The sequence below is a fragment of the Pseudomonas sp. R3-18-08 genome (assembly GCF_003852065.1).
Classification (GTDB): Bacteria; Pseudomonadota; Gammaproteobacteria; order Pseudomonadales; family Pseudomonadaceae; genus Aquipseudomonas.
In genome coordinates, this window is the sequence record NZ_CP027729.1 from 882,992 (window position 1) to 907,982 (window position 24,991).

Annotated in this window: 24 protein-coding genes; 11 read left to right on the forward strand and 13 right to left on the reverse strand. The window is 61.9% G+C overall.

All coding sequences use genetic code 11. The features are described from left to right. Nucleotides 1–116 precede the first annotated feature (116 nt). The 6 genes from hemA to C4J92_RS03945 all read left to right on the forward strand — a co-directional run bounded on the left by hemA (nt 117) and on the right by C4J92_RS03945 (nt 5,482). The gene (gene hemA / locus C4J92_RS03920) at nt 117–1,406 is read left to right on the forward strand and encodes a glutamyl-tRNA reductase (RefSeq protein WP_124403021.1); all 1,290 of its coding nucleotides are present in this window, start codon (nt 117–119) and stop codon (nt 1,404–1,406) included. Next, nucleotides 1,403–2,485, forward strand: coding sequence for a peptide chain release factor 1 (gene prfA, locus C4J92_RS03925; protein WP_124403022.1), 1,083 nt, complete (start codon nt 1,403–1,405; stop codon nt 2,483–2,485). The genes hemA and prfA overlap by 4 nt, the downstream gene beginning before the upstream one ends. Further along, nucleotides 2,486–3,316, forward strand: coding sequence for a peptide chain release factor N(5)-glutamine methyltransferase (prmC, locus tag C4J92_RS03930; protein ID WP_124403023.1), 831 nt, complete (start codon nt 2,486–2,488; stop codon nt 3,314–3,316). It abuts the gene before it with no gap. After that, nucleotides 3,310–4,065 carry a molybdopterin-synthase adenylyltransferase MoeB gene (locus tag C4J92_RS03935; protein WP_124403024.1) on the forward strand — a complete coding sequence of 252 codons (756 nt, stop codon included), beginning with the start codon at nt 3,310–3,312 and terminating at the stop codon, nt 4,063–4,065. The genes prmC and C4J92_RS03935 overlap by 7 nt, the downstream gene beginning before the upstream one ends. Then, complete coding sequence (murI, locus tag C4J92_RS03940; protein ID WP_124403025.1) at nt 4,058–4,864, forward strand: glutamate racemase; 807 nt, start codon at nt 4,058–4,060, stop codon at nt 4,862–4,864. The genes C4J92_RS03935 and murI overlap by 8 nt, the downstream gene beginning before the upstream one ends. A 99-nt stretch (nt 4,865–4,963) precedes the next feature. After that, the gene (locus C4J92_RS03945; RefSeq protein ID WP_065888032.1) at nt 4,964–5,482 is read left to right on the forward strand and encodes an acyloxyacyl hydrolase; all 519 of its coding nucleotides are present in this window, start codon (nt 4,964–4,966) and stop codon (nt 5,480–5,482) included. 130 nt (nt 5,483–5,612) lie between these two features. On the opposite strand, the gene C4J92_RS03950 is transcribed toward C4J92_RS03945, so the two are convergent. The 11 genes from C4J92_RS03950 to C4J92_RS04000 form a co-directional block, all read right to left on the reverse strand. Next, nucleotides 5,613–5,918, reverse strand: coding sequence for a YkgJ family cysteine cluster protein (locus C4J92_RS03950; RefSeq protein WP_124361204.1), 306 nt, complete (start codon nt 5,916–5,918; stop codon nt 5,613–5,615). Between the two features lie 53 nt (nt 5,919–5,971). Continuing rightward, complete coding sequence (locus C4J92_RS03955; RefSeq protein WP_124403026.1) at nt 5,972–6,451, reverse strand: DUF2878 domain-containing protein; 480 nt, start codon at nt 6,449–6,451, stop codon at nt 5,972–5,974. Further along, nucleotides 6,444–7,715: a cyclopropane-fatty-acyl-phospholipid synthase family protein gene (locus tag C4J92_RS03960; RefSeq protein ID WP_124403027.1), complete on the reverse strand. Its 1,272-nt coding sequence runs from the start codon at nt 7,713–7,715 to the stop codon at nt 6,444–6,446. Before C4J92_RS03960 ends, C4J92_RS03955 begins: the two co-directional genes overlap by 8 nt. Continuing rightward, nucleotides 7,702–8,511, reverse strand: coding sequence for a DUF1365 domain-containing protein (locus C4J92_RS03965; protein WP_124403028.1), 810 nt, complete (start codon nt 8,509–8,511; stop codon nt 7,702–7,704). The genes C4J92_RS03960 and C4J92_RS03965 overlap by 14 nt, the downstream gene beginning before the upstream one ends. Then, complete coding sequence (locus tag C4J92_RS03970; RefSeq protein ID WP_124403029.1) at nt 8,508–9,755, reverse strand: NAD(P)/FAD-dependent oxidoreductase; 1,248 nt, start codon at nt 9,753–9,755, stop codon at nt 8,508–8,510. Before C4J92_RS03970 ends, C4J92_RS03965 begins: the two co-directional genes overlap by 4 nt. Further along, nucleotides 9,752–10,534 (reverse strand): SDR family oxidoreductase, encoded by a 783-nt coding sequence (locus C4J92_RS03975; RefSeq protein WP_124403030.1) that lies wholly within the window; start codon nt 10,532–10,534, stop codon nt 9,752–9,754. Before C4J92_RS03975 ends, C4J92_RS03970 begins: the two co-directional genes overlap by 4 nt. Next, nucleotides 10,531–11,970 carry a deoxyribodipyrimidine photo-lyase gene (gene phrB / locus C4J92_RS03980; protein ID WP_124403031.1) on the reverse strand — a complete coding sequence of 480 codons (1,440 nt, stop codon included), beginning with the start codon at nt 11,968–11,970 and terminating at the stop codon, nt 10,531–10,533. Before phrB ends, C4J92_RS03975 begins: the two co-directional genes overlap by 4 nt. Continuing rightward, entirely contained in the window at nt 11,971–12,900 is a 930-nt protein-coding gene (locus C4J92_RS03985) for a MerR family transcriptional regulator (RefSeq protein WP_124403032.1), read from the reverse strand. It abuts the gene before it with no gap. Nucleotides 12,901–12,903: 3 nt separating this feature from the next. Then, nucleotides 12,904–13,863: a DUF523 and DUF1722 domain-containing protein gene (locus C4J92_RS03990; protein WP_124403033.1), complete on the reverse strand. Its 960-nt coding sequence runs from the start codon at nt 13,861–13,863 to the stop codon at nt 12,904–12,906. A 111-nt stretch (nt 13,864–13,974) separates the two neighbouring features. Then, nucleotides 13,975–14,190: a TIGR02450 family Trp-rich protein gene (locus C4J92_RS03995; RefSeq protein WP_124365762.1), complete on the reverse strand. Its 216-nt coding sequence runs from the start codon at nt 14,188–14,190 to the stop codon at nt 13,975–13,977. Next, complete coding sequence (locus C4J92_RS04000) at nt 14,187–15,173, reverse strand: NAD(P)/FAD-dependent oxidoreductase (protein ID WP_124403034.1); 987 nt, start codon at nt 15,171–15,173, stop codon at nt 14,187–14,189. Before C4J92_RS04000 ends, C4J92_RS03995 begins: the two co-directional genes overlap by 4 nt. A 212-nt stretch (nt 15,174–15,385) precedes the next feature. Between C4J92_RS04000 and C4J92_RS04005 the strand changes: the two genes are divergently transcribed. After that, on the forward strand, nt 15,386–16,285 hold the full coding sequence (locus tag C4J92_RS04005; RefSeq protein WP_124403035.1) for a TIGR01777 family oxidoreductase: 900 nt from the start codon (nt 15,386–15,388) through the stop codon (nt 16,283–16,285). A 14-nt stretch (nt 16,286–16,299) separates the two neighbouring features. Further along, on the forward strand, nt 16,300–17,325 hold the full coding sequence (gene hemH / locus C4J92_RS04010) for a ferrochelatase (protein ID WP_124403036.1): 1,026 nt from the start codon (nt 16,300–16,302) through the stop codon (nt 17,323–17,325). A gap of 128 nt (nt 17,326–17,453) precedes the next feature. Here hemH and C4J92_RS04015 read toward each other — a convergent pair whose 3' ends face one another. Both C4J92_RS04015 and algW read right to left on the reverse strand, forming a co-directional pair. Further along, on the reverse strand, nt 17,454–19,547 hold the full coding sequence (locus C4J92_RS04015; protein ID WP_124403037.1) for a TonB-dependent siderophore receptor: 2,094 nt from the start codon (nt 19,545–19,547) through the stop codon (nt 17,454–17,456). A gap of 111 nt (nt 19,548–19,658) precedes the next feature. Next, nucleotides 19,659–20,819 carry a Do family serine endopeptidase AlgW gene (gene algW, locus C4J92_RS04020; RefSeq protein WP_124361218.1) on the reverse strand — a complete coding sequence of 387 codons (1,161 nt, stop codon included), beginning with the start codon at nt 20,817–20,819 and terminating at the stop codon, nt 19,659–19,661. A gap of 101 nt (nt 20,820–20,920) precedes the next feature. Here algW and C4J92_RS04025 point away from each other — a divergent pair, with 101 nt between their 5' ends. From C4J92_RS04025 to cysN, 3 genes are all read left to right on the forward strand, one after another. Continuing rightward, the gene (locus tag C4J92_RS04025) at nt 20,921–21,679 is read left to right on the forward strand and encodes a Nif3-like dinuclear metal center hexameric protein (RefSeq protein WP_124365767.1); all 759 of its coding nucleotides are present in this window, start codon (nt 20,921–20,923) and stop codon (nt 21,677–21,679) included. 181 nt (nt 21,680–21,860) lie between these two features. Then, nucleotides 21,861–22,778, forward strand: a complete 918-nt coding sequence (cysD, locus tag C4J92_RS04030; RefSeq protein WP_003171640.1) for a sulfate adenylyltransferase subunit CysD — start codon at nt 21,861–21,863, stop codon at nt 22,776–22,778. Nucleotides 22,779–22,787: 9 nt separating this feature from the next. Continuing rightward, nucleotides 22,788–24,686: a sulfate adenylyltransferase subunit CysN gene (gene cysN / locus C4J92_RS04035; RefSeq protein ID WP_124403038.1), complete on the forward strand. Its 1,899-nt coding sequence runs from the start codon at nt 22,788–22,790 to the stop codon at nt 24,684–24,686. Nucleotides 24,687–24,991: the final 305 nt, after the last annotated feature.

Sequence of the window (24,991 nt, forward strand, 5' to 3'; positions counted from 1 at the left end):
AGTCTCAATGGATGCCTTTATAGGCACAACGTATAGGGACAATAGACGACGGTGGTTGTTCTGGATCTTTCGAAGTAGGACAATTGTCGGCTTCCCGACATCATCAGCGATAGTGAATGGCCTTTCTCGCACTCGGTATTAACCACAAGACTGCCTCGGTAGACGTGCGCGAGCGCGTAGCGTTTACGCCAGAGCAGTTGGTTGAGGCCTTGCAGCAGCTCTGCCGGCTTACCGACAGCCGCGAAGCTGCAATCCTTTCGACCTGCAATCGCAGTGAGCTTTATATAGAGCAGGAACACCTGTCTGCCGATGGCGTGCTGCGCTGGCTGGCCGATTACCACCATTTGAGCCTCGATGACCTGCGCGCCAGTGCCTACGTGCACGAAGACGATGCGGCCGTTCGTCACATGATGCGCGTGGCATCCGGTCTCGATTCGCTGGTGTTGGGCGAACCGCAGATTCTTGGCCAGATGAAGTCAGCCTATGCCGTGGCCCGCGAGGCCGGCACGGTCGGCCCGCTGCTGGGCCGCCTGTTCCAGGCCACCTTCAATTCCGCCAAGCAGGTGCGCACCGACACAGCCATTGGCGAGAACCCGGTTTCCGTGGCGTTTGCCGCCGTCAGCCTGGCCAAGCAGATTTTCAGCGACTTGCAGCGCAGCCAGGCGTTGCTGATCGGTGCCGGCGAAACCATTACCCTGGTCGCGCGTCACCTGCACGAACTGGGTGTGAAGCGCATTGTGGTGGCCAACCGCACCCTTGAGCGCGCCAGCATCCTCGCCGAGCAGTTCGGTGCGCACGCCGTGCTGCTGTCGGACATCCCGGCTGAGCTGGTGCGCAGTGACATCGTCATCAGTTCCACCGCCAGTCAGTTGCCGATCCTGGGCAAAGGCGCGGTCGAGAGCGCGTTGAAGCTGCGCAAGCACAAACCGATCTTTATGGTGGATATCGCCGTTCCCCGGGATATCGAACCAGAAGTAGGCGAGTTGGACGACGTTTACCTCTACAGCGTCGATGATCTGCACGAAGTGGTCGCCGAAAACCTCAAGAGTCGTCAGGGCGCCGCCCAGGCTGCCGAGGAAATGGTCAGCACCGGCGCTGAAGATTTCATGGTGCGCCTGCGTGAACTGGCGGCGGTGGATGTGCTCAAGGCGTATCGTCAGCAGGGCGAACGCCTGCGCGATGAGGAGCTGATCAAGGCCCAGCGTTTGTTGGCCAATGGCAGCAGCGCCGAAGACGTGTTGATGCAGTTGGCCCGTGGCCTGACCAACAAGCTGCTCCACGCCCCCAGCGTACAGCTTAAAAAATTGACTGCCGAAGGCCGCCTTGATGCGCTGGCCATGGCTCAGGAACTCTTTGCCCTCGGTGAGGGCGCGTCAGACAGCTCTTCGGATAAAAAACCGCAATGAAAGCGTCACTGCTCAATAAACTGGATGTGCTCCAGGACCGTTTCGAAGAACTGACCGCCTTGCTCGGCGATGGCGAGATCATTGCCGATCAAACCAAGTTCCGTGCCTATTCCAAGGAATACGCCGAAGTCGAGCCCATTGTGGCCACCTACAAGCACCTGCTCAAAGTGCAGGCCGACCTTGAGGGCGCCCAGGCGCTGCTCAAAGACAGCGACCCGGACATGCGCGAAATGGCCGTGGAAGAAGTGCGCGAGGCCAAGGAAAAGCTCGTCGAGCTGGAAGGCGACCTGCAACGCATGTTGCTGCCCAAAGACCCTAACGACGGGCGCAACGTGTTCCTCGAAATCCGCGCCGGCACCGGTGGCGACGAGGCGGCGATTTTCTCCGGCGACCTGTTCCGCATGTACTCGCGTTACGCCGAGCGCCGCGGCTGGCGCGTGGAAATCCTCTCCGAGAACGAAGGTGAGCACGGCGGCTATAAAGAAGTCATCGCGCGGGTCGAGGGCGATAACGTCTACGGCAAGCTGAAGTTCGAATCCGGCGTGCACCGTGTGCAGCGTGTTCCGGCGACTGAGTCCCAGGGCCGTATCCATACCTCGGCGTGCACCGTGGCGGTGTTGCCCGAGCCGGACGAGCAGGAAGTGATCGAGATCAACCCGGCGGACTTGCGCGTCGACACCTACCGCTCGTCGGGCGCGGGCGGCCAGCACGTCAACAAGACCGACTCGGCGATCCGCATCACTCACTTGCCGTCCGGCATTGTGGTGGAATGCCAGGAAGAACGTTCCCAGCACAAGAACCGTGCGCGGGCGATGTCCTGGCTGTCGGCCAAGCTCAATGACCAGCAGACCAGCGCCGCCGCCAACGCGATTGCCAGCGAGCGCAAGCTGCTGGTGGGGTCGGGCGACCGCTCCGAGCGCATCCGCACCTATAACTTTGCCCAGGGCCGGGTCACCGACCACCGAGTCAACCTTACCCTGTATTCCCTGGATGAAATTCTCGCCGGTGGCGTCGATGCCGTGATCGAGCCGCTGCTCGCCGAATACCAAGCCGATCAATTGGCGGCGATAGGTGAATAAATGACCATCATCGCCAGCCTGTTGCGTGCCGCCGACCTGCCCGACTCGCCCACCGCGCGCCTGGATGCCGAATTGCTGCTGGCCGCTGCGTTGGGCAAGTCCCGCAGCTACCTGCACACCTGGCCGGAAAAGATCGTCAGCAGCGAGCACGCCCTGACCTTTGCCGGCTACCTGCAACGCCGTCGCGGCGGTGAGCCGGTGGCTTATATCCTCGGCCAGCAAGGCTTCTGGAAGCTGGACCTGGAGGTCGCCCCCCACACGCTGATCCCGCGTCCGGATACCGAACTGCTGGTGGAAACCGCCCTGGAATTGTTGCCGGCCACATCCGCCAATGTCCTGGATTTGGGCACCGGCAGCGGAGCCATCGCCCTGGCCCTGGCCAGTGAACGGCCGATGTGGCAAGTCACGGCCGTCGACCGCGTGCTTGAAGCGGTGGCTTTGGCCGAGCGCAACCGCCAGCGGCTGCACCTCAATAACGCAGTGGTGCTCACTAGCCATTGGTTCGGCGCGTTGCAAGGCCACACCTATGACCTGATCATCAGCAACCCGCCGTATATCGCCGCCAACGATCCACACCTGGCAGCCGGCGATGTGCGCTTCGAGCCGGCCAGTGCGCTGGTGGCCGGCGACGACGGGCTGGACGACCTGCGCCTGATCATCAAACAGGCGCCTGCCCACTTGAATGCCGGTGGCCGTCTGTTGCTGGAGCATGGTTACGACCAGGCTTCGGCCGTGCGCGAGCTGTTGCTCAGTGAAGGCTTTGAAGAGGTGCACAGCCGCATCGACCTCGGCGGCCATGAGCGCATCACCTTGGGACGCCGCCCGTGCTGAGCGACCAGGAGCTGTTGCGCTACAGCCGACAGATTCTGTTGCAGCATGTCGACATCGACGGCCAGTTGCGCTTGAAAAACAGCCGTGCGTTGATCGTCGGGCTGGGCGGGCTGGGTGCGCCGGTTGCGCTGTACCTGGCCGCCGCTGGCGTAGGTGAGTTGCATCTGGCGGATTTCGACACGGTCGACCTGACCAACCTGCAGCGCCAGATCATCCACGACAGCGACAGCGTGGGGCAGACCAAGGTCGATTCGGCCATGGGGCGGCTGAGCGCCCTCAACCCCGAGGTCGCGCTGCTCGCTCACCGCGCCGCGCTGGATGCCGATTCGTTGGCGGCAGCGGTCGGCGCAGTCGATGTGGTGCTCGATTGCAGCGACAACTTTTCCACCCGCGAAGCGGTCAACGCGGCCTGTGTCATGGCCGGCAAACCGTTGATCAGCGGCGCGGCGATTCGCCTTGAAGGGCAGTTGTCTGTCTTCGACCCACGTCGCCCCGAAAGCCCGTGCTACCACTGCTTATACGGGCATGGCAGCGACACCGAACTGACCTGCAGCGAAGCCGGCGTGGTCGGCCCTCTGGTGGGGCTGGTCGGCAGCCTGCAAGCGTTGGAAGCCTTGAAGCTGTTGGCCGGGTTTGGCGAGCCGCTGGTAGGGCGTTTGTTGCTGATCGATGCGTTGACCACGCGCTTTCGTGAGTTGCGCGTCAAACGCGACCCTGGTTGCAGCGTGTGCGGGACGCAACATGGTTAAGGACGCGCCCATCGGTGTGTTCGATTCCGGGGTCGGCGGCTTGTCGGTACTGGACGAAATCCAGCAGTTGTTACCCCAGGAGTCACTGTTGTACGTGGCCGATTGCGGGCACATCCCCTATGGCGAGAAAACCCCGGCCTTCATCCGCGAACGCTCGCGCCGGGTCGCCGAGTTTTTTCGCGGGCAGGGCGCCAAGGCGTTTGTGATCGCCTGTAACACCGCGACGGTCGCCGCTGTTGCCGATTTGCGCCAGGACTACCCCGACTGGCCCCTGGTCGGCATGGAGCCTGCGGTAAAACCGGCGGCTGCCGCGACACGCAGCGGCGTGGTCGGCGTGCTGGCCACCACCGGCACCCTGCAAAGCGCCAAGTTCGCCGCCTTGCTCGACCGTTTCGCCACCGACGTGCGGGTGATTACCCAACCCTGTCCGGGCCTGGTGGAGCTGATTGAGACCGGCGACCTGAACAGCCCGGCGCTGCGCCAGTTATTGCAGGGCTACCTCGAACCGCTGCTCAGCGCTGGCTGCGACACCATCATCCTCGGCTGTACCCACTACCCTTTCCTCAAGCCACTGCTGGCGCAGATGCTGCCCCCGAGCATTATCCTGATCGACACCGGCGCCGCCGTCGCGCGCCAGCTCAAGCGTTTACTGGGCGAACGCGGGTTGCTGACCAGCGGCGCATCGGCCTCTTCACCGCTGCCTGCGCAGTTCTGGACCAGCGGCGATGTGTATCACCTAAGAAATATCCTACCGACACTTTGGAAACATCCTGGAGTTGTGCGAAGCTTCGCCTCGTGAAAATTTCGTGAAATCTCGCTGAACTTCTGGCTCTACGTCAGCTTCTATAGCGAGATGGCCTGTAAATAACCAACAACTTCGTTCGCAAAGGTAGTTTCTATGAAGCGCTTGTTCTGTATGGCTGCTATTGCGGCTGTGATGGTGGGACACTCTATTACCACCCAGGCCGCCGGCCTGGAGTTCGGGCTGGGCAGCACCAGCGATTCAACGCTGACCTACCGTCTGGGCCTGACCTCGGATTGGGACAAAAGCTGGATGCAGAGCAATGTCGGTCGCCTGACAGGCTACTGGAGCGGCGCTTACACGTATTGGGAAGGTGATGACCGTGCAGGCGCCAGCAGCCTGTCGTTCTCGCCGGTGTTTGTGTATGAGTTTGCCGGCGAGTCGGTCAAACCCTACATCGAAGCCGGGATCGGCGTGGCGTTGTTCTCCCGCACCAAACTGGAAGACAACAACATCGGCCAGTCCTTCCAGTTCGAAGACCGCCTGGGTTTCGGCCTGCGGTTTGCCGGCGGACATGAAGTGGGCATTCGCGCCACGCATTATTCCAACGCCGGAATCAGCAGCAACAACGATGGGGTAGAGAGCTACGCGCTGCACTACACCATGCCGTTGTAAAACCCAGCGCAAAACCATGTGGGAGGGGGCTTGCTCCCGATTGCGGTGTATCAGTGCCAAATGTACTGACTGACACACCGCTATCGGGAGCAAGCCCCCTCCCACATTTGGATCCCCACTCATTTCAGTCTCAGCGATAGACCGTAGCAATACCGGCACGCTCTTCCAGGCACTCCGGCGCCCCCATCTCGAACTCCCGGCATATCAACGGCCGAAGCTCATAGATCGTGCACATCATAGTGTTCCGGTCCAGCGCCGCACACCAGCCGTCATCCAGGCGCAGCATCACTTCGCCGCCCCAGTCGTCGGTATCGATATAGCGCTGCGGCACACCGGTGTCGGTGATCAGCATGACTTCCAACTGGCAACAGCAGGCCGCACATGTCGAGCAGGTGACGGCGGGTTCGGTGATTTGAATGTGAGGGATGTTGGTCATAGGCGCGCAGTGTAAGCCAAGCAGGCCATGGGTGTAGGAATGCGCGACGGACGTCAGTGAGCCAGCCGCTGCATGCCGACAAACACTGCGGCCCAAAGTGCCGCCAGCCCGGCCATTGTCGGCCCCAGTCCATAGCCAAACTGCACGCCAGCCAATTGGCTGCCGGCGTAATACGACAACGGCCCACCCACCGCGCCCAACAGGGCGGCACGCCACCAGGGCCGGGCGCTCCAGGCCAGGCAATGGCGCAAGGTGGTAGCCAGCAATGCCCACAGCAACATCAACCAGAACGGAATCAACGGCCCCGGTTCGCTGAAGTGGAATACCCCCAGGGTGCGCAACAGCGTGTCGAGCAGCGTGCCGGCGAGCGTCACGCCGATGATCAGCACCCCGTCATCCGCCAGCGGACTTATCCACAGCAGGTTGATCACCAATACCGCCAGCCCCACCAGCAGCCACAGGCTGTCGCCGCCGAGCACACAGGCAAACCAGCCGCACTGGAACAACGCGGCATTGGCCAGGGATTTAAGCACTGAAGCGCCCGAGCAACGGCGGGTTGATTGCCGCCGGCTTAGCCAGCAGTAACTGCGCGGTGCCAATCGTGCGCTCCATGAAGCCGCCCTCGCAGTAGCACAGGTAGAACTCCCACAAGCGCAGGAAGTACTCGTCGTAGCCAAGCTCCGCGAGGCGGCCATGGGCGCGGCGAAAGTTCTCATGCCACAGGCGCAGGGTTCGTGCGTAGTGCAGGCCGAAATCTTCCATATGCAGCAGGTTCATGTCGGTGTCGCGGCAGACGATCTGCAGCATGTTCTGCACACTGGGCAGGGCGCCGCCGGGAAAGATGTAGCGTTGGATGAAGTCGACGCTGTGCTTGGCCTGCTCGAAGCGTTGTTCGCGGATGGTGATGGCTTGCAGCAGCATCAGGCCGTCGGGTTTGAGCAAATGCGCACACTGCTTGAAATACGTGGGCAGGAAGCGATGGCCTACCGCTTCGATCATTTCGATGGACACCAGCTTGTCGTACTCACCCGTGAGGTCGCGGTAGTCCTGCAGCAGCACCGTCACCTGACTGTGCAGACCCGCCGCCGCGATGCGCTGCGTGGTGTAGGCAAACTGCTCTTTGGACAAGGTGGTCGTGGTGACCTTGCAACCATAATGCTGCGCCGCGTACAGCGCCATGCTGCCCCAGCCGGTGCCGATTTCCAGCAGGTGGTCAGTGGGCTTGAGCGACAGTTTCTGGCAGATGCGTTCCAGCTTGTTCAGTTGCGCCTGTTCCAGGGTGTCGTCGGCGCTGAGAAATTGCGCTGCCGAATACATCATGGTCGGGTCGAGAAACGCCTCGAACAGGTCGTTGCCCAGGTCGTAATGGGCCGCGATGTTTTTCTGCGAGCCCTTGCGTGTGTTGCGGTTGAGCCAGTGCAGGCCCTGGGTGAACGGCCGCGCCAGGCGGGCCAGGCCACCCTCCATCGCATCAAGCACGTCGAGGTTGCTGACCATCACCCGCACCACGGCGGTCAGGTCCGGGCTGCTCCAATAACCGTGGATAAATGCCTCGCCGGCGCCGATAGAGCCGTTGGCGGCCACCAGGCCCCACGCCGCCGAATCCAGGATCTGGATTTCCCCCAGCAGGTGCGCTTCCCGTGCGCCGAACACTTGTCGCTCGCCGTCCTCGACGATCACCAATTGCCCATGGCGCAATTGGCTGAGTTGGCGCAACACGCCTTTGCGCAATAGCGCAGCGCTGATGCCGTTGACGTTCAGGCGATTGGTCTTGACCGATAAGCTAGGGGATTTCATGGCGGCGGTCCTTGGTATACCCGACTGCGGTGCTGGAGGCGCCATCGGCGGCTCGGTGGGGGAAAATCGGTGTGCGTTTGAGCAGCAGGCGCAGGGCCTGCCAGTAAATCGCGAGGCAAGTTTTGGCGGTCATCCAGGGAAAGCGCCATAGATAGCGATGCAGGCTGGCGCGGTTCAAGGCCTCTTTTTGCAGGCTCAAGGTGGCGTCGAAAACTTTATGCGCGCCTTGCCAATCGGCCATGTGCACGCCGAGCCGGGCGGCCGGCGGGCTGAAGCTCATGCGGTATTCCAGGTCGCGCGGCAGGAAGGGCGACACATGGAACGCCTTGGCCACGGCGAAGTGCTGATGCTCATCGGCGCCCATTGCCTGAGCGGGCAACACGTAGTGATAGCGCTCGCGCCAGGGGGTGTTGGTGACTTCACACAGGATCGCCGCCAGTTGCCCGTCGGCCTCGAAGCAATAGAAGAAACTCACCGGATTGAACGCCAGGCCCCAACTGCGGGCCTGGGTCAGCAGGCAGATAGCGCCCTGCGGGGTGCGCCCCAGGGCCTTGCCGACTTCCTGGCGCACCGCGTCGCTCAAGCTCATACCGTGGCGCGTGAATTGGCGCAGGTAGTCCTGCTGGCGAAAGCCGAACGGCGCCAGGCGGCTCCCGCCGGCCAGGGGGGAGAGCGCGAGCACCGCGTCCTCTTCGCTGAGGTCCAGGTACAGCAGGCCGATGCGGTAGCGAAAGGCATGGGCCTTGGGCGCAAACCGACGATGGGCGATCCAGCCGCTGTAGAGGGCGCTGTTCACAGGGTTTCCCCAAAGGCCTGGGCCACGCGCAGGGCGCTGACCACGCCGTCTTCATGGAAACCGTTGGCCCAGTAGGCGCCGCAGTAGAACGTGTTGCGCGCGCCATGCAATTCTTCCCAGCGCGCCTGCGCAGCCACCGCTGCCAGGCTGTATTGCGGATGGGCATAGGTGTAGCGCGCCAGGATCTTCAGCGGGTCGATCATCGGCGTCTGGTTGAGGCTCACGCAAAAGGTGATGGCGCTGTCGATGCCTTGCAGGATGTTCATGTCGTAGGTGACAGCGGCCTGATGCTGCTGACTGCCGCTCAGCCGGTAGTTCCAACTGGCCCAGGCCAGCTTGCGGTCGGGCAGCAGTCGCGTGTCGGTGTGCAGCACCACGTCGTTGTCGGCATAGGGCAGGGCGCCAAGGATTTGCTGTTCGGCCAGGCTGGGGTCGGCGAGCAATGCCAGGGCCTGGTCGCTGTGGCAGGCGAAGACCACGCGATCGAACGCCTCGCTGCCGGCCGCGCTGTGGATAACCACGCCGTCGTCGGTGCGTTGCACGTTATGCACAGGGCAGTTGAGGCGCACGTGATCGCGGAAACTGCGGGCCAGCGGTTCGATATAACAGCTGGAGCCGCCTTCAATCACGCACCATTGCGGGCGGTTGCTCACCGACAGCAAACCGTGGTTCTTGAAGAAGCGCACGAAGAACTGCAAGGGAAACTTGAGCATGTCGGCCAAAGACATCGACCAGATCGCCGCGCCCATCGGCACGATGTAGTGGCGGATAAAGCGCGGGCCATAACCGCCGGCGTCGAGATAATCACCCAGGGTCATGTCGGCGCTGATGCGCTGCTCATGCAGGTCCTGCGGCGCCTGGCGATTGAAGCGCAGAATATCGCGCAGCATGCCCCAGAAGCCCGGCGACAGGATGTTGCTGCGCTGGGCAAACAGGCTGTTGAGGTTATTGCCGTTGTATTCGAACCCCGCGCTCTGGTCGCACACCGAGAAGCTCATCTCGGTGGGTTTGAACCTGACGCCGATCTGCCCCAGCAGGCGGATGAAATTGGGATAGGTCCAGTCGTTGAACACAATAAAGCCGGTGTCCACCGCATAACTTTTGCCTGCGACCGTCACGTTGGCCGTATGGGTATGCCCGCCGAGGCAGTCACCCGCCTCGAACAGCGTGATGTCGTGGCGCCGACTGAGCAGGTAGGCGCTGGTCAGCCCGGCGATACCGCTGCCGATAATGGCGATCTTCACAGGTCGTCCTTGTGCGGCGGCGGGCTGCGCAACATGCGTTTGCCGATGATCAGTTGGGCCCGGTTAGGCAGCTTCGACAGCGGCCACAAGGTGGCGATGAACATGGCCGGAAAGGCGATCTCCAGCGGGCGCTTTTCCAGTTTGGCGAAGATATGCTTCGCCGCCTTGTTGGCCGACCAGCTCAACGGCATGGGGAAATCATTGCGTTCGGTCAGGGGCGTGTCGACAAACCCCGGGCTGATCACCGTGACGTCGATGTTCTCGGGCGACAGGCTGATGCGCAGGGATTCGAACAAGTAGCGCAGCCCCGCTTTCGAGGCACCGTAGGCTTCGGCACGTGGCATGGGCAGGTAGGTCACGGCGCTGGCCACGCCCACCAGGTGCGGCGTACGCCCGGCACGCAACAGCGGCAGTGCGGCTTCGATGCAATAACTGCTGGCCAGCAGGTTGGTGCGCACCACGTGTTCGATGATCGACGCATCGAACTGCCGGGCGTCGACGTACTCACAGGTGCCGGCGTTGAGGATCACCGTATCCAGCGAGCCCCAGGCTTCGCCGATTCGTTCACCGATCTCGCGTACGGTCTGGCTGTTGGTCAAGTCGCCGGCCACCACCAGCACCTGCCCCGGATAACGCTGGGCGAGTGCTGCCAATGGGCCTTTGGTGCGCGAGCTGAGCGCCACATGGGCGCCGCTGTTGAGCAACTCCACGGCCAGCGCAGCGCCGATGCCACTGCTGGCGCCGGTCAACCAATAACGACGGGGCGGTGTCAGGGTCATCCCATTCTCCTCTCTGGACGCGTGGGCAGGCTGCGAAAGGCGGCAAGGGCGCGCTCGCGGGAGTGTTTCAGGTCGACAATGGCGCGCGGGTAATCGGCGATGCCGAACAAACCGCCGGCGGCTTGCGGGTTGTGCACGTCCTTCTTGTTCAGCGCGGCCAGCTCCGGCATCCAGTGCTTGATGAACAGGCCTTCGCTGTCGAATTTTTCCGACTGGCTCAGCGGGCTGAAAATCCGGAAATACGGCGCCGAATCGGTGCCCGTCGATGAACTCCACTGCCAGCCGCCGTTGTTGGCCGCCAAGTCGCCGTCGATCAGGTGCCGCATGAAGAAGCGCTCGCCCTCGCGCCAGTCGATCAGCAGGTTCTTGGTCAGGAACATCGCCACCACCATGCGCAGGCGGTTGTGCATCCAGCCGGTTTCCAGCAGTTGGCGCATGGCCGCGTCGATAATCGGCAAACCGGTGCGCGCTTGCTGCCAGGCGGCCAGGTCCTCGGGCGCGTCGCGCCAGGCCACGGCTTCGGTTTCGGGGCGGAACGCACGATGGCGCGAGACCCGTGGGTAACCCACCAGGATGTGTTTGTAGAACTCACGCCACAGTAGCTCGTTGATCCAGGTGATCGTGCCGATGTCGCCGCTTTCGAACTCGCCCTGGTTGGACTGCAACGCCGCGTGCAGGCACTGGCGTGGCGACACGACTCCGGCGGCCAGGTAGGCGGACAGCTGGCTGGTGCCTGGCTTGGCGGGGAAGTCGCGCTCGTCTTTGTAATAGCTGATTTGCTCGTCTGCAAAAGCGTCGAGGCGGCGGCGCGCTTCGTCTTCACCGGCGGGCCACAGGGCGCGCAAGGTTTCACTGGGTGGCGCGAACCCTTCAACGCGGGTGGGGATGACGTCGCTTTTCACGTCGAGCCTCGCCTGGGCCTTGGGGCTTGCCACCAGGCGCGGCAAGGCGCTGTGCAGGCGGGTGTAGCAGACCTTGCGGAACTGGCTGAATACCTGGAAGTAGGTGCCGGACTGGGTCAACACGCTGCCCGGCTGGAAAAACAGTTGGTCCAGGTAACGCTGGAAGGTCACGCCCTGGGCTTCCAACGCCTGGGCCACGGCGGCGTCGCGCCGGCTCTCGTGGATACCGTATTCGTCGTTGACGTGCACCGATTGCACCTTGAGCTCCCGGCACAGCTGGCTCAATACGCCGGGCGCCTGGTCCCAGGTGTCGGCGTGACGGATCAACAGCGGGATATTCAGGGCTGCCAGCGCCTGACTCAGCGCTTGCAGGTTGCGCAGCCAGAAGTCGACCTTACAGGGCGCGTCATCGTGGGCCAGCCATTGTTGCGGCGTGATCAGGTAAACCGCCGCGACCGGGCCTCGCTGGCTTGCGGCAGCCAGGGCGGTGTTGTCGTGAAGGCGCAGGTCGGTGCGCAGCCAGATCAAATGCATTTAGACAATTCCACGCTGGAGCAATATCTGATGGGCCGACAACGGGTCTTCGGCGACGAACACGTCGGGGAGGTCACGGGTGAGTGCGGCCAACTCGGCGTGGTGGATGCACACCGCGGGGCCGGCAATCAGTATCGGGCAACCAACGCCGGCCAGCAGTTTGGTGAGTGCCGCTACCTGCAGCGCTTTGCTTGAATACAGCAGCACCGCGCGCGGTTGCAGGTGTTCTACCGCCAGGGCCAGTTCGCCGGCGGGCAGCGGCCAATCGAACACCTCCACCGGGCAGTCGGCGCTGCTGGCCAGCCAGGCACTGAGCCACAGGTGCGGTTCCAGGGGTAAGTCGGAATGATTGACCAGCAGCAACGGAGCGCCGTGGAGTTGACGATTGTTGTGGTAAATCCGCGCGCCAAACTTGCTGCGCAGCCACGACAGGAAAAACACCCGCTCCATCTGCGCGCCGAATTGACCCTGCCATTTTTGTTCAAGCTCGCTGAGCAGCGGCAGCATCAACTGCTCGCACAAGGTGCGTGGCGGGTAGAGCGCCATGGCTTGGTTGAAGGCATCGTCGACCCGGCGTTCAGCCAATTCGCCAATGGCAGTGATCAAGGTTTGACGCAAGGCGTGCCATTCATTTTCCATCGGCTCGGGGTTGGCCTGGGCGGAGTCGATCAAACCTTTTACCTGGCTGACCGGCACGCCCCGATTGAGCCAGGTGAGGATGGCGTGGATGCGTTGCACATGTTCGGCGCTGAACAACCGGTGCCCTTTGGGCGTGCGCTGGGGCACGATCAGGCCGTAGCGGCGTTCCCAGGCGCGCAGGGTCACGGCGTTGACGCCGGTCTGGCGCGCCACCTCGCGGATCGGTAACCAGCCATTTTTCAGGGCTTGGGCGATGTCTTCGCCGGTTTCGTCTTGCAGGGCAATGTTCATGGCTTAGATCGCATTACGCAGGCTGAGATTTTCCGGGTGCGGTTGCAGGTAGGCCTGCTGCGCAATGTAGCGGTCCGGGTGTTGACGAAAGTGATGCTTGAGCAGGGTAAGCGGTACCACCAGAGGCACGATGCCTTGGCGGTATTGGCCGATGATGGTTTGCATTTCCTGCTTGTCGTCGGCGCTGATCGACGCCTTGAGGTAGCCGCTGATGTGTTGCAGCACATTGGTGTGGGTACCGCGGGTGGCGCACCTCTTAAGGCCCGTCATCAGTTCGCAGAAGTAGCAGGTGGCCAACTCGTCGAGGTTGTCATCCTTGCCCATGGTGCCGAGCAACTGGCCGAGGCTTTTGTAGTGCGCCGGGCTGTGGGCCATCAGCAAGTATTTGTAGCGCGAGTGAAAGGCCAGCAGGCGATGACGCGTCAGGCCATCGGCGAGCAGTTGCTGCCAGCTGGCGTAGACGAACACGCGGGTGAGGAAATTTTCTCGCAATACCGGGTCATTCAGACGGCCATCTTCTTCCACCGGCAAGTTGGGATGGCGCGCGCAGAAGGCCTGGGCGTAGATACCGCGCCCCCCGCCATCCACCGGTGCGCCGTTCTCACGGTAAACCTTGACCCGCTCCAGGCCACAGGACGGCGATTTCTGCATAAAGATGTAGCCGCACAGGTCGGTGTGTTCACGCGCCATCGCCTGCCCGTATTCATCCAGTGGCTGGGTCACGTTGAGTTCGCGGTGGACGGTGCCCACGGCGTGGGGATTGTCCGCGTCGCCGACCAGGCGAATGGTTTCGCGGGGGATGCCCAGGCCGATTGCGACTTCAGGGCACAGCGGCACGTAGTCGAAGTAGTCGACCAGGGTCTGGCTGCACAATAGGGATTGTTTATGCCCGCCGTTGAAACGCACGTTCTCGCCCAGCAGGCAGGCGCTGATGCCGATCTTGGGTTTCACGGAATGGGGCATGGGCAAACCTCTGTGAAATTCCTGTACAGGTGCAAATTACTGTACAACTAATCTCATCATAGATTTGATCTTGTACAAGTCAATTATTTTGTACAGGTTTTTTCGCAGGGCTTACTGCCATCCCATTTTCCAGCTATCCGTATTCTGCAATGTTTGCCAGCCAACGCGCTCGGTTCGTCGGGTCATCACCGCCTGCAGCTCGATCTCCAGCACAGTGCCTTCCTCGTCACGAAACAGCTCGGTGACGAGGAAGTGTTTTTCCTTGTTTTTCGGCAAGGTGGCTGTCCATTTCGACAATAGCAATTTGGCCGGGTTGATGCGATTCATTGCAGGTGCTCGATCAACCGTCGTGCCGCCTCCTGGCCGCTGAGCCAGGCGCCTTCGACACGCCCCGACAAACACCAGTCGCCGCAGACGAACAGGCCCAGGTCGGCATCGGCCAGCACGCCGAATTCATGACTGCTGGACGGTCGGGCGTAGAGCCAGCGGTGCGCCAGGCTGAATGAGGGCGCGGGCATGGTGCAATGCAGCAACTCGGCGAAGGCGCCGTGCAAGTGTTCGATCACGGCCTCTTTGGGCAGGTCCAGGTGCGCCTTGCTCCAGGTGCTGGTGGCATGCAGCACCCAGGTGTCGACGGTAACGTCACGCCCCGGTTTGCTGCGGTTGCGCGCCAGCCAGTCGAGGGCGCTGTCCTGCACGAAGCAGCCTTCCATTGGCGTATCCAGAGGCGTATCGAAGGCCAGGGCGATGGCCCAGGTCGGGTCCATTTTCACCCCGGCCACGACGCTCGCCAGTTTCGGTGCGGCGGCCAGCAGGGTGGTAGCCTGGGGCGCCGGCGTGGCGATGATCACATGGCTGAACGGGCCGTGATGGCCGCCATCGGCGTCGAGCAGGTTCCAGTGCTGGGTGCCCTGGAACACCTCGGTGATGCGGCAACCGAATTCCACCGCCAGATCATCGAGCAGGGCGCGGGTAATGGCGCTCATGCGCGGTGTACCGACCCAGCGGATCTGTTCGTCGGGGGAGGGCGTCAGTTGGCCGGACTTGAAGTTGTACAGCTGGGGTTTCCACTGTTGCGCCCAGCCATGGCTTTGCCAGCGCTGCACTTCGTTGACGAAGCGCCGATCGCGTGCGGTGAAGTACTGTGCGCCCATGTCCAGGGCACCGGCATCGCTGCGCTTGCTGGACATACGGCCGCCGCTGCCGCGGCTTTTATCGAAGAGTTGTACAACGTGCCCCGCGTCTCGTAACGCTCGGGCGGCGGAGAGACCGGCAATGCCGGTACCGATGATCGCAATGGGGACAGTCATGGGAGGCCTCGTTTTACCGTTGGGTACAGACTACGCCGACACCAATAGCTGTACAATATTGTTTTTTAGTATAAGTTTTGGCGTGCCTGATTGTGTGGCGTGACCTATGGTTAAGCTAAGGGCTGAATGGCCGCCACGCTCGATTATTAAATTGATCCCTGCTTATAAAATAGACCAGTGAGCGGCGGCGAACGTTACATGAGGAGCGTCCCATGCATATTTTGCTGACCGGCGGTACCGGTTTGATCGGCCGTCAACTGTGCCGGCACTGGCTTGCCCAGGGCCATCGCTTGACCGTGTTGAGCCGCAAACCCGATGCCGTTGCGCGGGTCTGCGGCGCGCAAGTGGCGGCTGTCGGGCGCCTGCAGGACGTGATCGGCGGCGTCGATGCGGTGGTCAACCTCGCCGGTGCGCCCATCGCCGACCGTCCCTGGACCCACAAACGCAAGGCTTTGCTGTGGAACAGCCGCATCAGCCTGACCGAAAGCCTGCTGGCATGGCTGGAAGGCCTCGAGCAAAAACCGGCGGTGCTGATCTCCGGGTCTGCGGTGGGTTGGTATGGCGACGGCGGCGAGCGCGAACTGACTGAAGCGTGCGGCCCGGTGCAGGACGATTTCCCCAGCCAGTTGTGTATCGCCTGGGAAGAAACCGCCGTGCGGGCCGAGGCCCTGGGTATTCGCGTGGTGCTGGTGCGTACCGGCCTGGTGCTGGCGGCCGAGGGCGGCTTTTTGTCGCGCCTGCTGCTGCCGTTCAAACTGGCGCTGGGCGGGCCGATCGGCAATGGTCGGCAATGGATGCCGTGGGTGCATATCCAGGATCAAATCGCCCTGATTGATTTTCTTCTGCACAAGGCTGACGCCAGCGGTCCTTATAATGCCTGCGCGCCACACCCGGTGCGTAATCGCGAATTTGCCCAGACGTTGGGCCAGGTGCTGCACCGCCCGGCGTTCATGCCGATGCCGGCCTTTGCATTGAAGGTCGGCTTGGGTGAGTTGTCGGGCTTGTTGCTGGGCGGGCAAAAGGCCCTGCCTGAGCGGCTGCTGGCGGCGGGTTTCACTTTCCAGTTCACTGAGTTGCATGCGGCCCTGGACGACTTGTCCAGCCGCCTCTAGAGATAGGATGTTGCATGACGGATCACGCGTTGTTACTGGTCAACCTGGGCTCGCCAAAATCCACTTCGGTGGCCGATGTGCGCAGCTACCTCAATCAGTTCCTGATGGACCCTTATGTGATCGACCTGCCGTGGCCGGTGCGCCGCCTGCTGGTGTCGCTGATCCTGATCAAGCGCCCCGAGCAGTCGGCGCATGCCTATGCGTCCATCTGGTGGGAGGAGGGCTCGCCGCTGGTGGTCCTCAGTCGTCGCCTGCAGCAGCAGATGACCACGCAATGGACCCAGGGCCCGGTGGAGCTGGCGATGCGTTATGGCGAGCCTTCGCTTGAAACGGTGCTGACACGCCTGGCCGCCCAGGGCATCCAGAAAGTGACCCTGGCGCCGCTGTACCCGCAGTTTGCCGACAGCACCGTGACCACGGTGATCGAGGAAGCCAGGCGCGTGGTGCGCGACAAGAAACTCAAGGTGCAATTCTCGATCCTGCAGCCGTTCTACGATCAGCCTGAGTACCTCGATGCCTTGGCGGCGAGTGTGCGGCCGTATGTAGAACAGGATTACGACCACCTGCTGTTGAGTTTCCACGGCTTGCCTGAGCGTCACCTGACCAAGCTCGACCCCACGGGCCAGCATTGCTTCAAAGACGCTGACTGCTGCAGGAACGCGTCGCCTGAGGTGCTTGCCACCTGCTATCGCGCGCAGTGTTTCAGCGTGGCCCGGGATGTGGCCGCGCGGCTGGGGTTGCCGGACGGCAAGTGGTCGGTGGCGTTCCAGTCCCGCCTGGGTCGCGCCAAGTGGATCGAACCCTACACCGAGGCGCGTCTTGAAGCCTTGGCGCAACAAGGCGTGAAAAAGCTGCTGGTGATGTGCCCGGCGTTTGTCGCCGATTGCATCGAGACCCTGGAGGAAATCGGTGATCGCGGGCTGGAGCAGTTCCGTGAAGCGGGGGGCGAGGAGTTGGTGTTGGTGCCCTGCCTGAATGATGACCCGCAATGGGCTGCGGCGCTCAATACCTTGTGTGAACGGGCGCCTGTTTCACTGTAATTAAGCCGTGCGAATAACCAAATGTGGGAGGGGGCTTGCTCCCGATAGCAGGGTGTCAGTCTCAGTATTGCTGATTGATACACCGCTATCGGGAGCAAGCCCCCTCCCACATTTAGTATGGCGTTTGCTTAGAGATTGAGGGTCAGGCTGAGTGTGAGGTTGCGGGGTTCACCGGGGTTGACCCAGTAGCTGCTGTAGGACCGTTCGTAATAGTGCTCATCGAACAGGTTGTTGAGGTTCAGGCCCACGGTGACATTTTCCGTCGCCTTGTAATGCGCGAGCAGATCGACGGTGTGGTAGGCGGGCAGTTCGAAGCCTGTGCCCGCTTCACCGGAGCGATCACCGACATAGGTAAACGCCGCCCCCAGGTCGGAACCGCGTAACGCGCCGTCCTGGAATTCATACACGCCCAACAGACTGCCGCTGCGCTTGGCCACGCCGAGGATGCGGCTGCCCGCTGGAATGGTGTTATCCCCCTTGGTCACTTCGGCGTCGATGTAGGCGAAAGCGCCGATCACGCGGATGGCGTCGGTGACTTGCCCGGTCAGTTGCAGATCGAACCCCTGGCTGCGCGCCTTGCCCATGGCGCGGTTGGTGTTGGTCGACGGGTCCAGGGTCAGCACGTTTTCCTTTTCGATATGAAAGGCGGCGAGGGTGGCGCTGAGGCGGTCGTCGAACAGCTCGGTCTTGATTCCAACTTCATAACCCACCCCTTCTTCGGGTTTGAAGGTTTTGCCAGTGGCGTCCAGGCCACTGTTGGGTTTGAACGAGGTCGAAGCGTTGGCGAACACGCCGATTTCGGGCGTGAGCTGGTAAAGCAGGCCGGCGCGCTGGGTGAGTGCGTCGTGGGTTTGCCGGCTGGGTGGGGCGTTACGGGTGAAGTCGTCGACCGTTTGTTCGAAATGCTCAAAGCGCGTGCCAATCATGCCGCGCAGGCGGTCGGTGAAGATGATCTGGTCTTGCAGATTCAATGCGTGGCTTTTGGTTTGCTCAAAGAAGTCGGTGCCGGAGCGTTTGCCGTTGGGTTTGGGCTGGCCGTAGACCGGGTTGTAGAGGTCGATGGGGTAGCTGCCGTCGGTAGCGGTCACGCGTTCCTGCTTGCGATAGTCCTCGTATTCGGTGCCCACCAGCAGTTCGTGCTGCCAACTGCCGATATCAATCAGGCCGCGCAGTTCCAGCTGGGTGATGCTGTCGTGCCAACCCATGGAGCGCTCGCGGTAGCGGCGGTTGAGGGTGTGGCCGTCTGCATTCAGTGCACGGTTTTCCGACGCGTCGCCCCACAGGCTGCCCTGTTTGTAGTGGCTGGCCAGGCGCAGTTTCCAGGCGTCGTTGAGGTGATGTTCCAGGGTGGCCTGGATGCGATTGTTGTGGTTGTCGATGTCGCCGTCGTTGGGTTCGCCGAGGAAGGTGGAGCGTGATACCCCATGGGCGTCGACGATGCCGCGATCGAAGGTCGAGCTGTGGCGCACGAATTCGCTTTCCACCAGCAGGCTGGTGTCCGGGTTCAGCTGCCAGCTGAACGAAGGCGCGACGAACACGCGCTTACTTTCGACGTGATCACGGAAGCTGTGGTTGTCTTCCACTGCCAGATTGACCCGTGACAGCACATTGCCCTCGGCGTCCAGCGGTGTGTTGACGTCGAGGGCTGTGCGATAGCGGTCCCAACTGCCGGCGCTGGTTTGCAGGGTCGTGAAGGCTTCCGGCTGGGGCTTCTTGGTGACGATATTTACCGTGCCGCCCGGATCGCCACGCCCATACAAACTGGCGGCAGGCCCCTTGAGTACTTCGATGCGTTCGATATTCGCGGCATCCGGCGTGCTCGGGTAGCCCCGGTTGGCACTGAAGCCATCCTGATAGAACTCCGAGGTGGTGAAGCCGCGCACGCTGTATTCGTAAAGGGTCAGGCCGCCGAAGTTGTTCTGTTTGGAGACGCCGCCCGCAAACTCTAAAGCGCGTTCCACGCTGGTACTGCCCAGGTCCTTGAGCACCGTGGCGGGAATCACGCTGATCGATTGCGGGATGTCGCGCAGGGCGGTGTCGGTCTTGGTGGCACTGGCGGAGCGAGTGGCGCGGTAGCCCTGTACCGGGCTGGTCGCCGACTCATAAGCGTCGGTGGTGACGCTGATGGTGTCCAGTTCCAGGGTGTTTTCTTCGGCGTAGGCGGGGTCGAGCAGCAAGCCCAGGGCCAGGCCGGCCAGGGGCGCAAACTTTCGAGACGGCATGATAGAGCGTTCCAATGTCGGTATTGAAACAATATAACATGTCTGATGAGATTAATTGTTATGTAATATCATCTTGCAGGTGCCCTTGAGCGGGCACCTGGCCGATGCTGCTTATTCCTCTTCTTTCACAGGTGCCGTGGCCGGTGGTGGGCGCAGGCCGATTTCCGCCGACAGCTTGATTTCCTTGCCATTGCGCATCACCTGGATCGCCACCTTATCGGTCGGCTTGATCCTTGCCACCTGATTCATCGACTTGCGGCCATCACCGGCCGGAGCGCCGTCGATGCTGAGGATCACATCGCCCAATTGCAGGCCGGCTTTCTGCGCCGGGCCGTCGCGGAAGATCCCCGCGACCACGATGCCAGGCCGCCCGGTCAGGCCGAACGACTCGGCCAGTTCCTTGGTCAAGGGTTGCACTTCAATGCCCAGCCAGCCACGAATCACCTGGCCGTGCTCGATGATTGACTTCATCACCTCCATCGCCAGCTTCACCGGGATCGCAAAACCGATGCCCTGGGAGCCGCCGGACTTGGAGAAAATCGCCGTGTTGATACCCGTGAGGTTGCCATTGGCATCCACCAGCGCGCCGCCGGAGTTGCCGGGGTTGATCGCCGCGTCGGTCTGGATGAAGTCTTCGTAGCTGTTAAGTCCCAACTGGTTACGCCCGGTGGCGCTGATGATGCCCATGGTCACCGTCTGGCCAACGCCGAACGGGTTGCCGATGGCCAGCGCGACGTCGCCTACGCGCAGGCCATCGGAGCGGCCGAGGGTGATCGAGGGCAGGTTCGTCAGGTCGATTTTCAGTACCGCAAGATCGGTTTCCGGATCGCTGCCCACGACGCGAGCCAGGGTCTCGCGGCCATCACGCAGGGCCACCACGATTTGGTCGGCGCCGGTGGTCACGTGATTGTTGGTGAGGATGTAGCCTTCGGGGCTCATGATCACCCCGGAACCGAGGCTCGACTCCATGCGGCGTTGCTTGGGCCCGTTGTCACCGAAGTAGCGGCGAAACTGCGGGTCTTCGAACAACGGATGCGCCGGTTTGTTGATGACCTTGGTGGTGTACAGGTTGACCACCGCAGGGGCGGCGATGGTCACGGCGTCCGCATAGGTCACCGGGCCTTGCACCACGGTGCTGGTTTGCGGGGCCTGTTGCAGGTTCACATCAAGGCTGGGCAGGCCAACCCACTGTGGATAACGCTGAATGATCAGCATCGCGATCAGCACGCCGGCCAGCAATGGCCATCCAAAAAAACGCAGCGCCTTGAGCATCAAGTAAGTCCTGACAGGTTGCAGGGGGCGCGGGAGCGCCCATAATGACGCGCATTATACGAGGCTGCGACGCCAGCGAACGGGATATTTAGGAGTCTTTTATGGCCGTCCCCCTTACCACCCTCGTCGAGGAAGCGGACCGCTACCTTGGCAGCTTGAAAATCGCCGATTATTGCCCCAACGGCCTGCAAGTGGAGGGCCGGCCGCAGGTGATGCGCATCGTCAGCGGCGTCACCGCCAGCCAAGCCTTGCTGGACGCCGCCGTCGAAGCGCGGGCCGACCTGATCCTGGTGCACCACGGGTATTTCTGGAAGGGTGAAAACCCCTGCATCACCGGCATGAAGCAGCGTCGCCTGAAAACCTTGCTCAAGCATGACATCAGCCTGCTGGCCTACCACCTGCCACTGGATCTGCACCCCGATGTCGGCAACAACGTGCAGCTTGCCAAGCAACTGGACATCACCGTCGAAGGCCCGCTCGACCCAGGCAACCCCAAGGTCGTCGGCCTGGTCGGCTCGCTCGCCGAGCCGCTGTCGCCGCGCGACTTTGCCCGTCGCGTGCAGGACGTGATGGGCCGAGAGCCGCTGCTGATCGAAGGCAGTGAAATGATCCGCCGCGTCGGCTGGTGCACCGGGGGCGGCCAGGGATATATCGACCAAGCAGTGGCTGCCGGTGTCGACTTGTACCTGAGCGGCGAAGCCTCGGAGCAGACCTTCCACAGCGCGCGGGAAAACGACATCAGTTTCATCGCCGCCGGCCATCACGCCACCGAGCGCTATGGCGTGCAGGCGTTGGGGGATTACCTGGCACGACGCTTTGCCTTGGAGCATATCTTCATCGATTGCCCGAACCCGATCTAAGCCATACAGCCGAGGCAAATGTGGGAGGGGGCTTGACCGAGTTTCAGGCCAAACTTGGGGGTATATTCATATACCGTTTCGATCTAGTTGGCGCCCTGAATAGAAGCAGGTGCTGTGCTAGCATGCCCCGCTCGAACACGGCCCGCTGGCCGTCCACACGATCGTTTTTCCGTGAGTAGCCATGGTCGACAAACTGACGCATCTGAAACAGCTGGAGGCGGAAAGCATCCACATTATCCGCGAGGTCGCCGCCGAGTTCGATAACCCGGTGATGCTCTACTCGATCGGTAAAGACTCCGCCGTGATGCTGCATCTGGCCCGCAAGGCCTTCTTCCCGGGCAAATTGCCGTTTCCGGTGATGCACGTCGACACCCGCTGGAAATTCCAGGAGATGTACAAGTTCCGCGACAAAATGGTCGAGGAACTGGGCTTGGACCTGATCACCCACATCAACCCCGATGGCGTGGCGCAGAACATCAACCCGTTTACCCACGGCAGCGCCAAGCACACCGACATCATGAAGACCGAAGGCCTCAAGCAGGCCCTGGACAAGCATGGTTTCGACGCAGCCTTCGGCGGCGCCCGTCGCGATGAAGAGAAATCCCGCGCCAAAGAACGCGTGTACTCATTCCGCGACAGCAAGCACCGCTGGGACCCGAAAAACCAGCGCCCGGAGCTGTGGAACGTCTATAACGGCAACGTCAACAAGGGCGAATCGATCCGGGTATTCCCGCTGTCCAACTGGACCGAGCTGGACATCTGGCAGTACATCTACCTGGAAGGCATCCCGATCGTGCCGCTGTACTTCGCCGCCGAACGCGACGTGATCGAGAAGAACGGCACGTTGATCATGATCGACGACGACCGCATCCTCGAGCACCTCTCGGACGAAGACAAAGCCCGTATCGTCAAAAAGAAAGTCCGTTTCCGCACCCTTGGCTGCTACCCGTTGACGGGCGCGGTGGAGTCCGAAGCCGAAACGCTGACGGACATCATTCAGGAAATGCTCCTGACGCGAACTTCCGAGCGCCAGGGCCGGGTCATCGACCACGATGGCGCCGGCTCCATGGAAGATAAAAAACGTCAGGGTTATTTCTAAGGGGTTGTCATGTCGCACGTATCTGATTTGATCAGCGAGGACATCCTCGCCTACCTGGCCCAGCACGAGCGCAAGGAAATGTTGCGCTTCCTGACCTGCGGCAACGTCGATGACGGCAAGAGCACCCTGATCGGGCGACTGCTGCACGACTCCAAGATGATCTACGAAGATCACTTGGAAGCCATCACCCGCGATTCGAAGAAGTCCGGCACCACCGGTGACGACATCGACCTGGCGCTGCTCGTCGACGGCCTGCAGGCCGAGCGTGAGCAGGGCATCACCATTGATGTCGCCTACCGCTACTTCTCCACCGCCAAGCGCAAGTTCATCATTGCTGATACCCCAGGCCATGAGCAGTACACCCGCAACATGGCCACCGGTGCGTCCACCTGTGACCTGGCGATTATCCTGATCGACGCGCGCTACGGCGTGCAGACCCAGACCCGTCGCCACAGCTTCATCGCCTCGTTGCTGGGCATCAAACACATTGTGGTGGCCGTCAACAAGATGGACATCAATGGTTTTGACCAGAGCGTATTCGAGTCGATCAAGGCCGATTACCTGAAGTTTGCCGACGGTATCGCGTTCAAGCCGAGCACCCTGGCCTTCGTGCCGATGTCGGCGCTCAAGGGCGACAACGTGGTGAACAGGAGCGAGCGTTCGCCGTGGTACACCGGGCAGTCGCTGATGGAGATTCTCGAGACCGTCGAGATCGCCAACGACCGCAACTACACCGACCTGCGTTTCCCGGTGCAGTACGTCAACCGTCCGAACCTGAACTTCCGAGGTTTTGCCGGCACCCTGGCCAGCGGCATCGTGCACAAGGGCGACGACGTCGTGGTGCTGCCGTCGGGCAAGAGCAGCCGCGTCAAATCCATCGTCACCTTCGAGGGCGAGCTGGAACAGGCGGGCCCAGGCCAGGCCGTGACCCTGACCATGGAAGACGAGATCGACATCTCCCGTGGCGACCTGCTGGTGCATGCCGACAACGTGCCGCAAGTGACGGACGCCTTCGACGCCATGCTGGTGTGGATGGCCGAAGAACCGATGCTGCCGGGCAAGAAGTACGACATCAAGCGCGCCACCAGCTATGTGCCGGGCTCCATCACCAGCATTGTGCACCGCGTGGACGTGAACACCCTGGCCGAAGGCCCGGCGAGTTCGCTGCAGTTGAACGAGATTGGCCGGGTCAAGGTCAGCCTTGACGCGGCTATTGCGTTGGACGGTTACGACAGCAACCGCACCACTGGCGCGTTTATCGTCATCGACCGCTTGACCAATGGCACCGTGGCCGCCGGCATGATCATCGCACCGCCAGTCAGCCATGGCAGCGCGGCTCAGCATGGCAAGTTGGCCCATGTCGCCACCGAAGAACGCGCCCTGCGTTTCGGCCAGCAACCGGCCACCGTGCTGTTCAGCGGCCTGTCCGGCGCCGGCAAGAGCACCTTGGCGTATGCGGTCGAGCGCAGGCTGTTCGACATGGGGCGTGCGGTGTTTGTGCTGGATGGCCAGAACTTGCGTCACGACCTCAACAAAGGTCTGCCGCAGGACCGCGCCGGGCGTACCGAGAACTGGCGCCGTGCCGCTCACGTGGCGCGCCAGTTCAACGAAGCCGGCCTGCTGACCCTGGCCGCGTTCGTCGCCCCGGATGCCGAAGGCCGCGAACAGGCCAAGGTGCTGATCGGCAGCGACCGTTTGCTCACGGTATACGTGCAGGCGTCGCCGCAGGTGTGTGCCGAGCGTGATCCCCAAGGGCTGTACGCGGCGGGTGGGGATAACATCCCCGGTGAATCCTTCCCGTATGACGTGCCGTTGAATGCTGATCTTGTGATCGACACCCAGGCGTTGTCGCTGGAAGAGAGCGTCAAGCAGGTACTGGAGTTGTTGCGTCAGCGTGGCGCGATCTAAACCGCGCTGCAGTTAAATGTGGGAGGGGGCTTGCCCCCGATGGCGGTGTGTCAGTCAGTACATCTGTCACTGATCCACCGCTATCGGGAGCAAGCCCCCTCTTATCAAACTTAAAATAACTCGCTGATTTTAAAGGATTAATTTTTCAGTTAAAAACTGAAATTTCACATTCAAAGATCGTTCCCACGCTCCTGCGTGGGATTGCAGCCCGTGACGCTCCGCGTCACCTGTGCGCAATCGCCGAAACTTGCAGCGCTTGGCGGGACGCGGAGCGTCCCAGGAGGCATTCCCACGCAGAGCGCGGG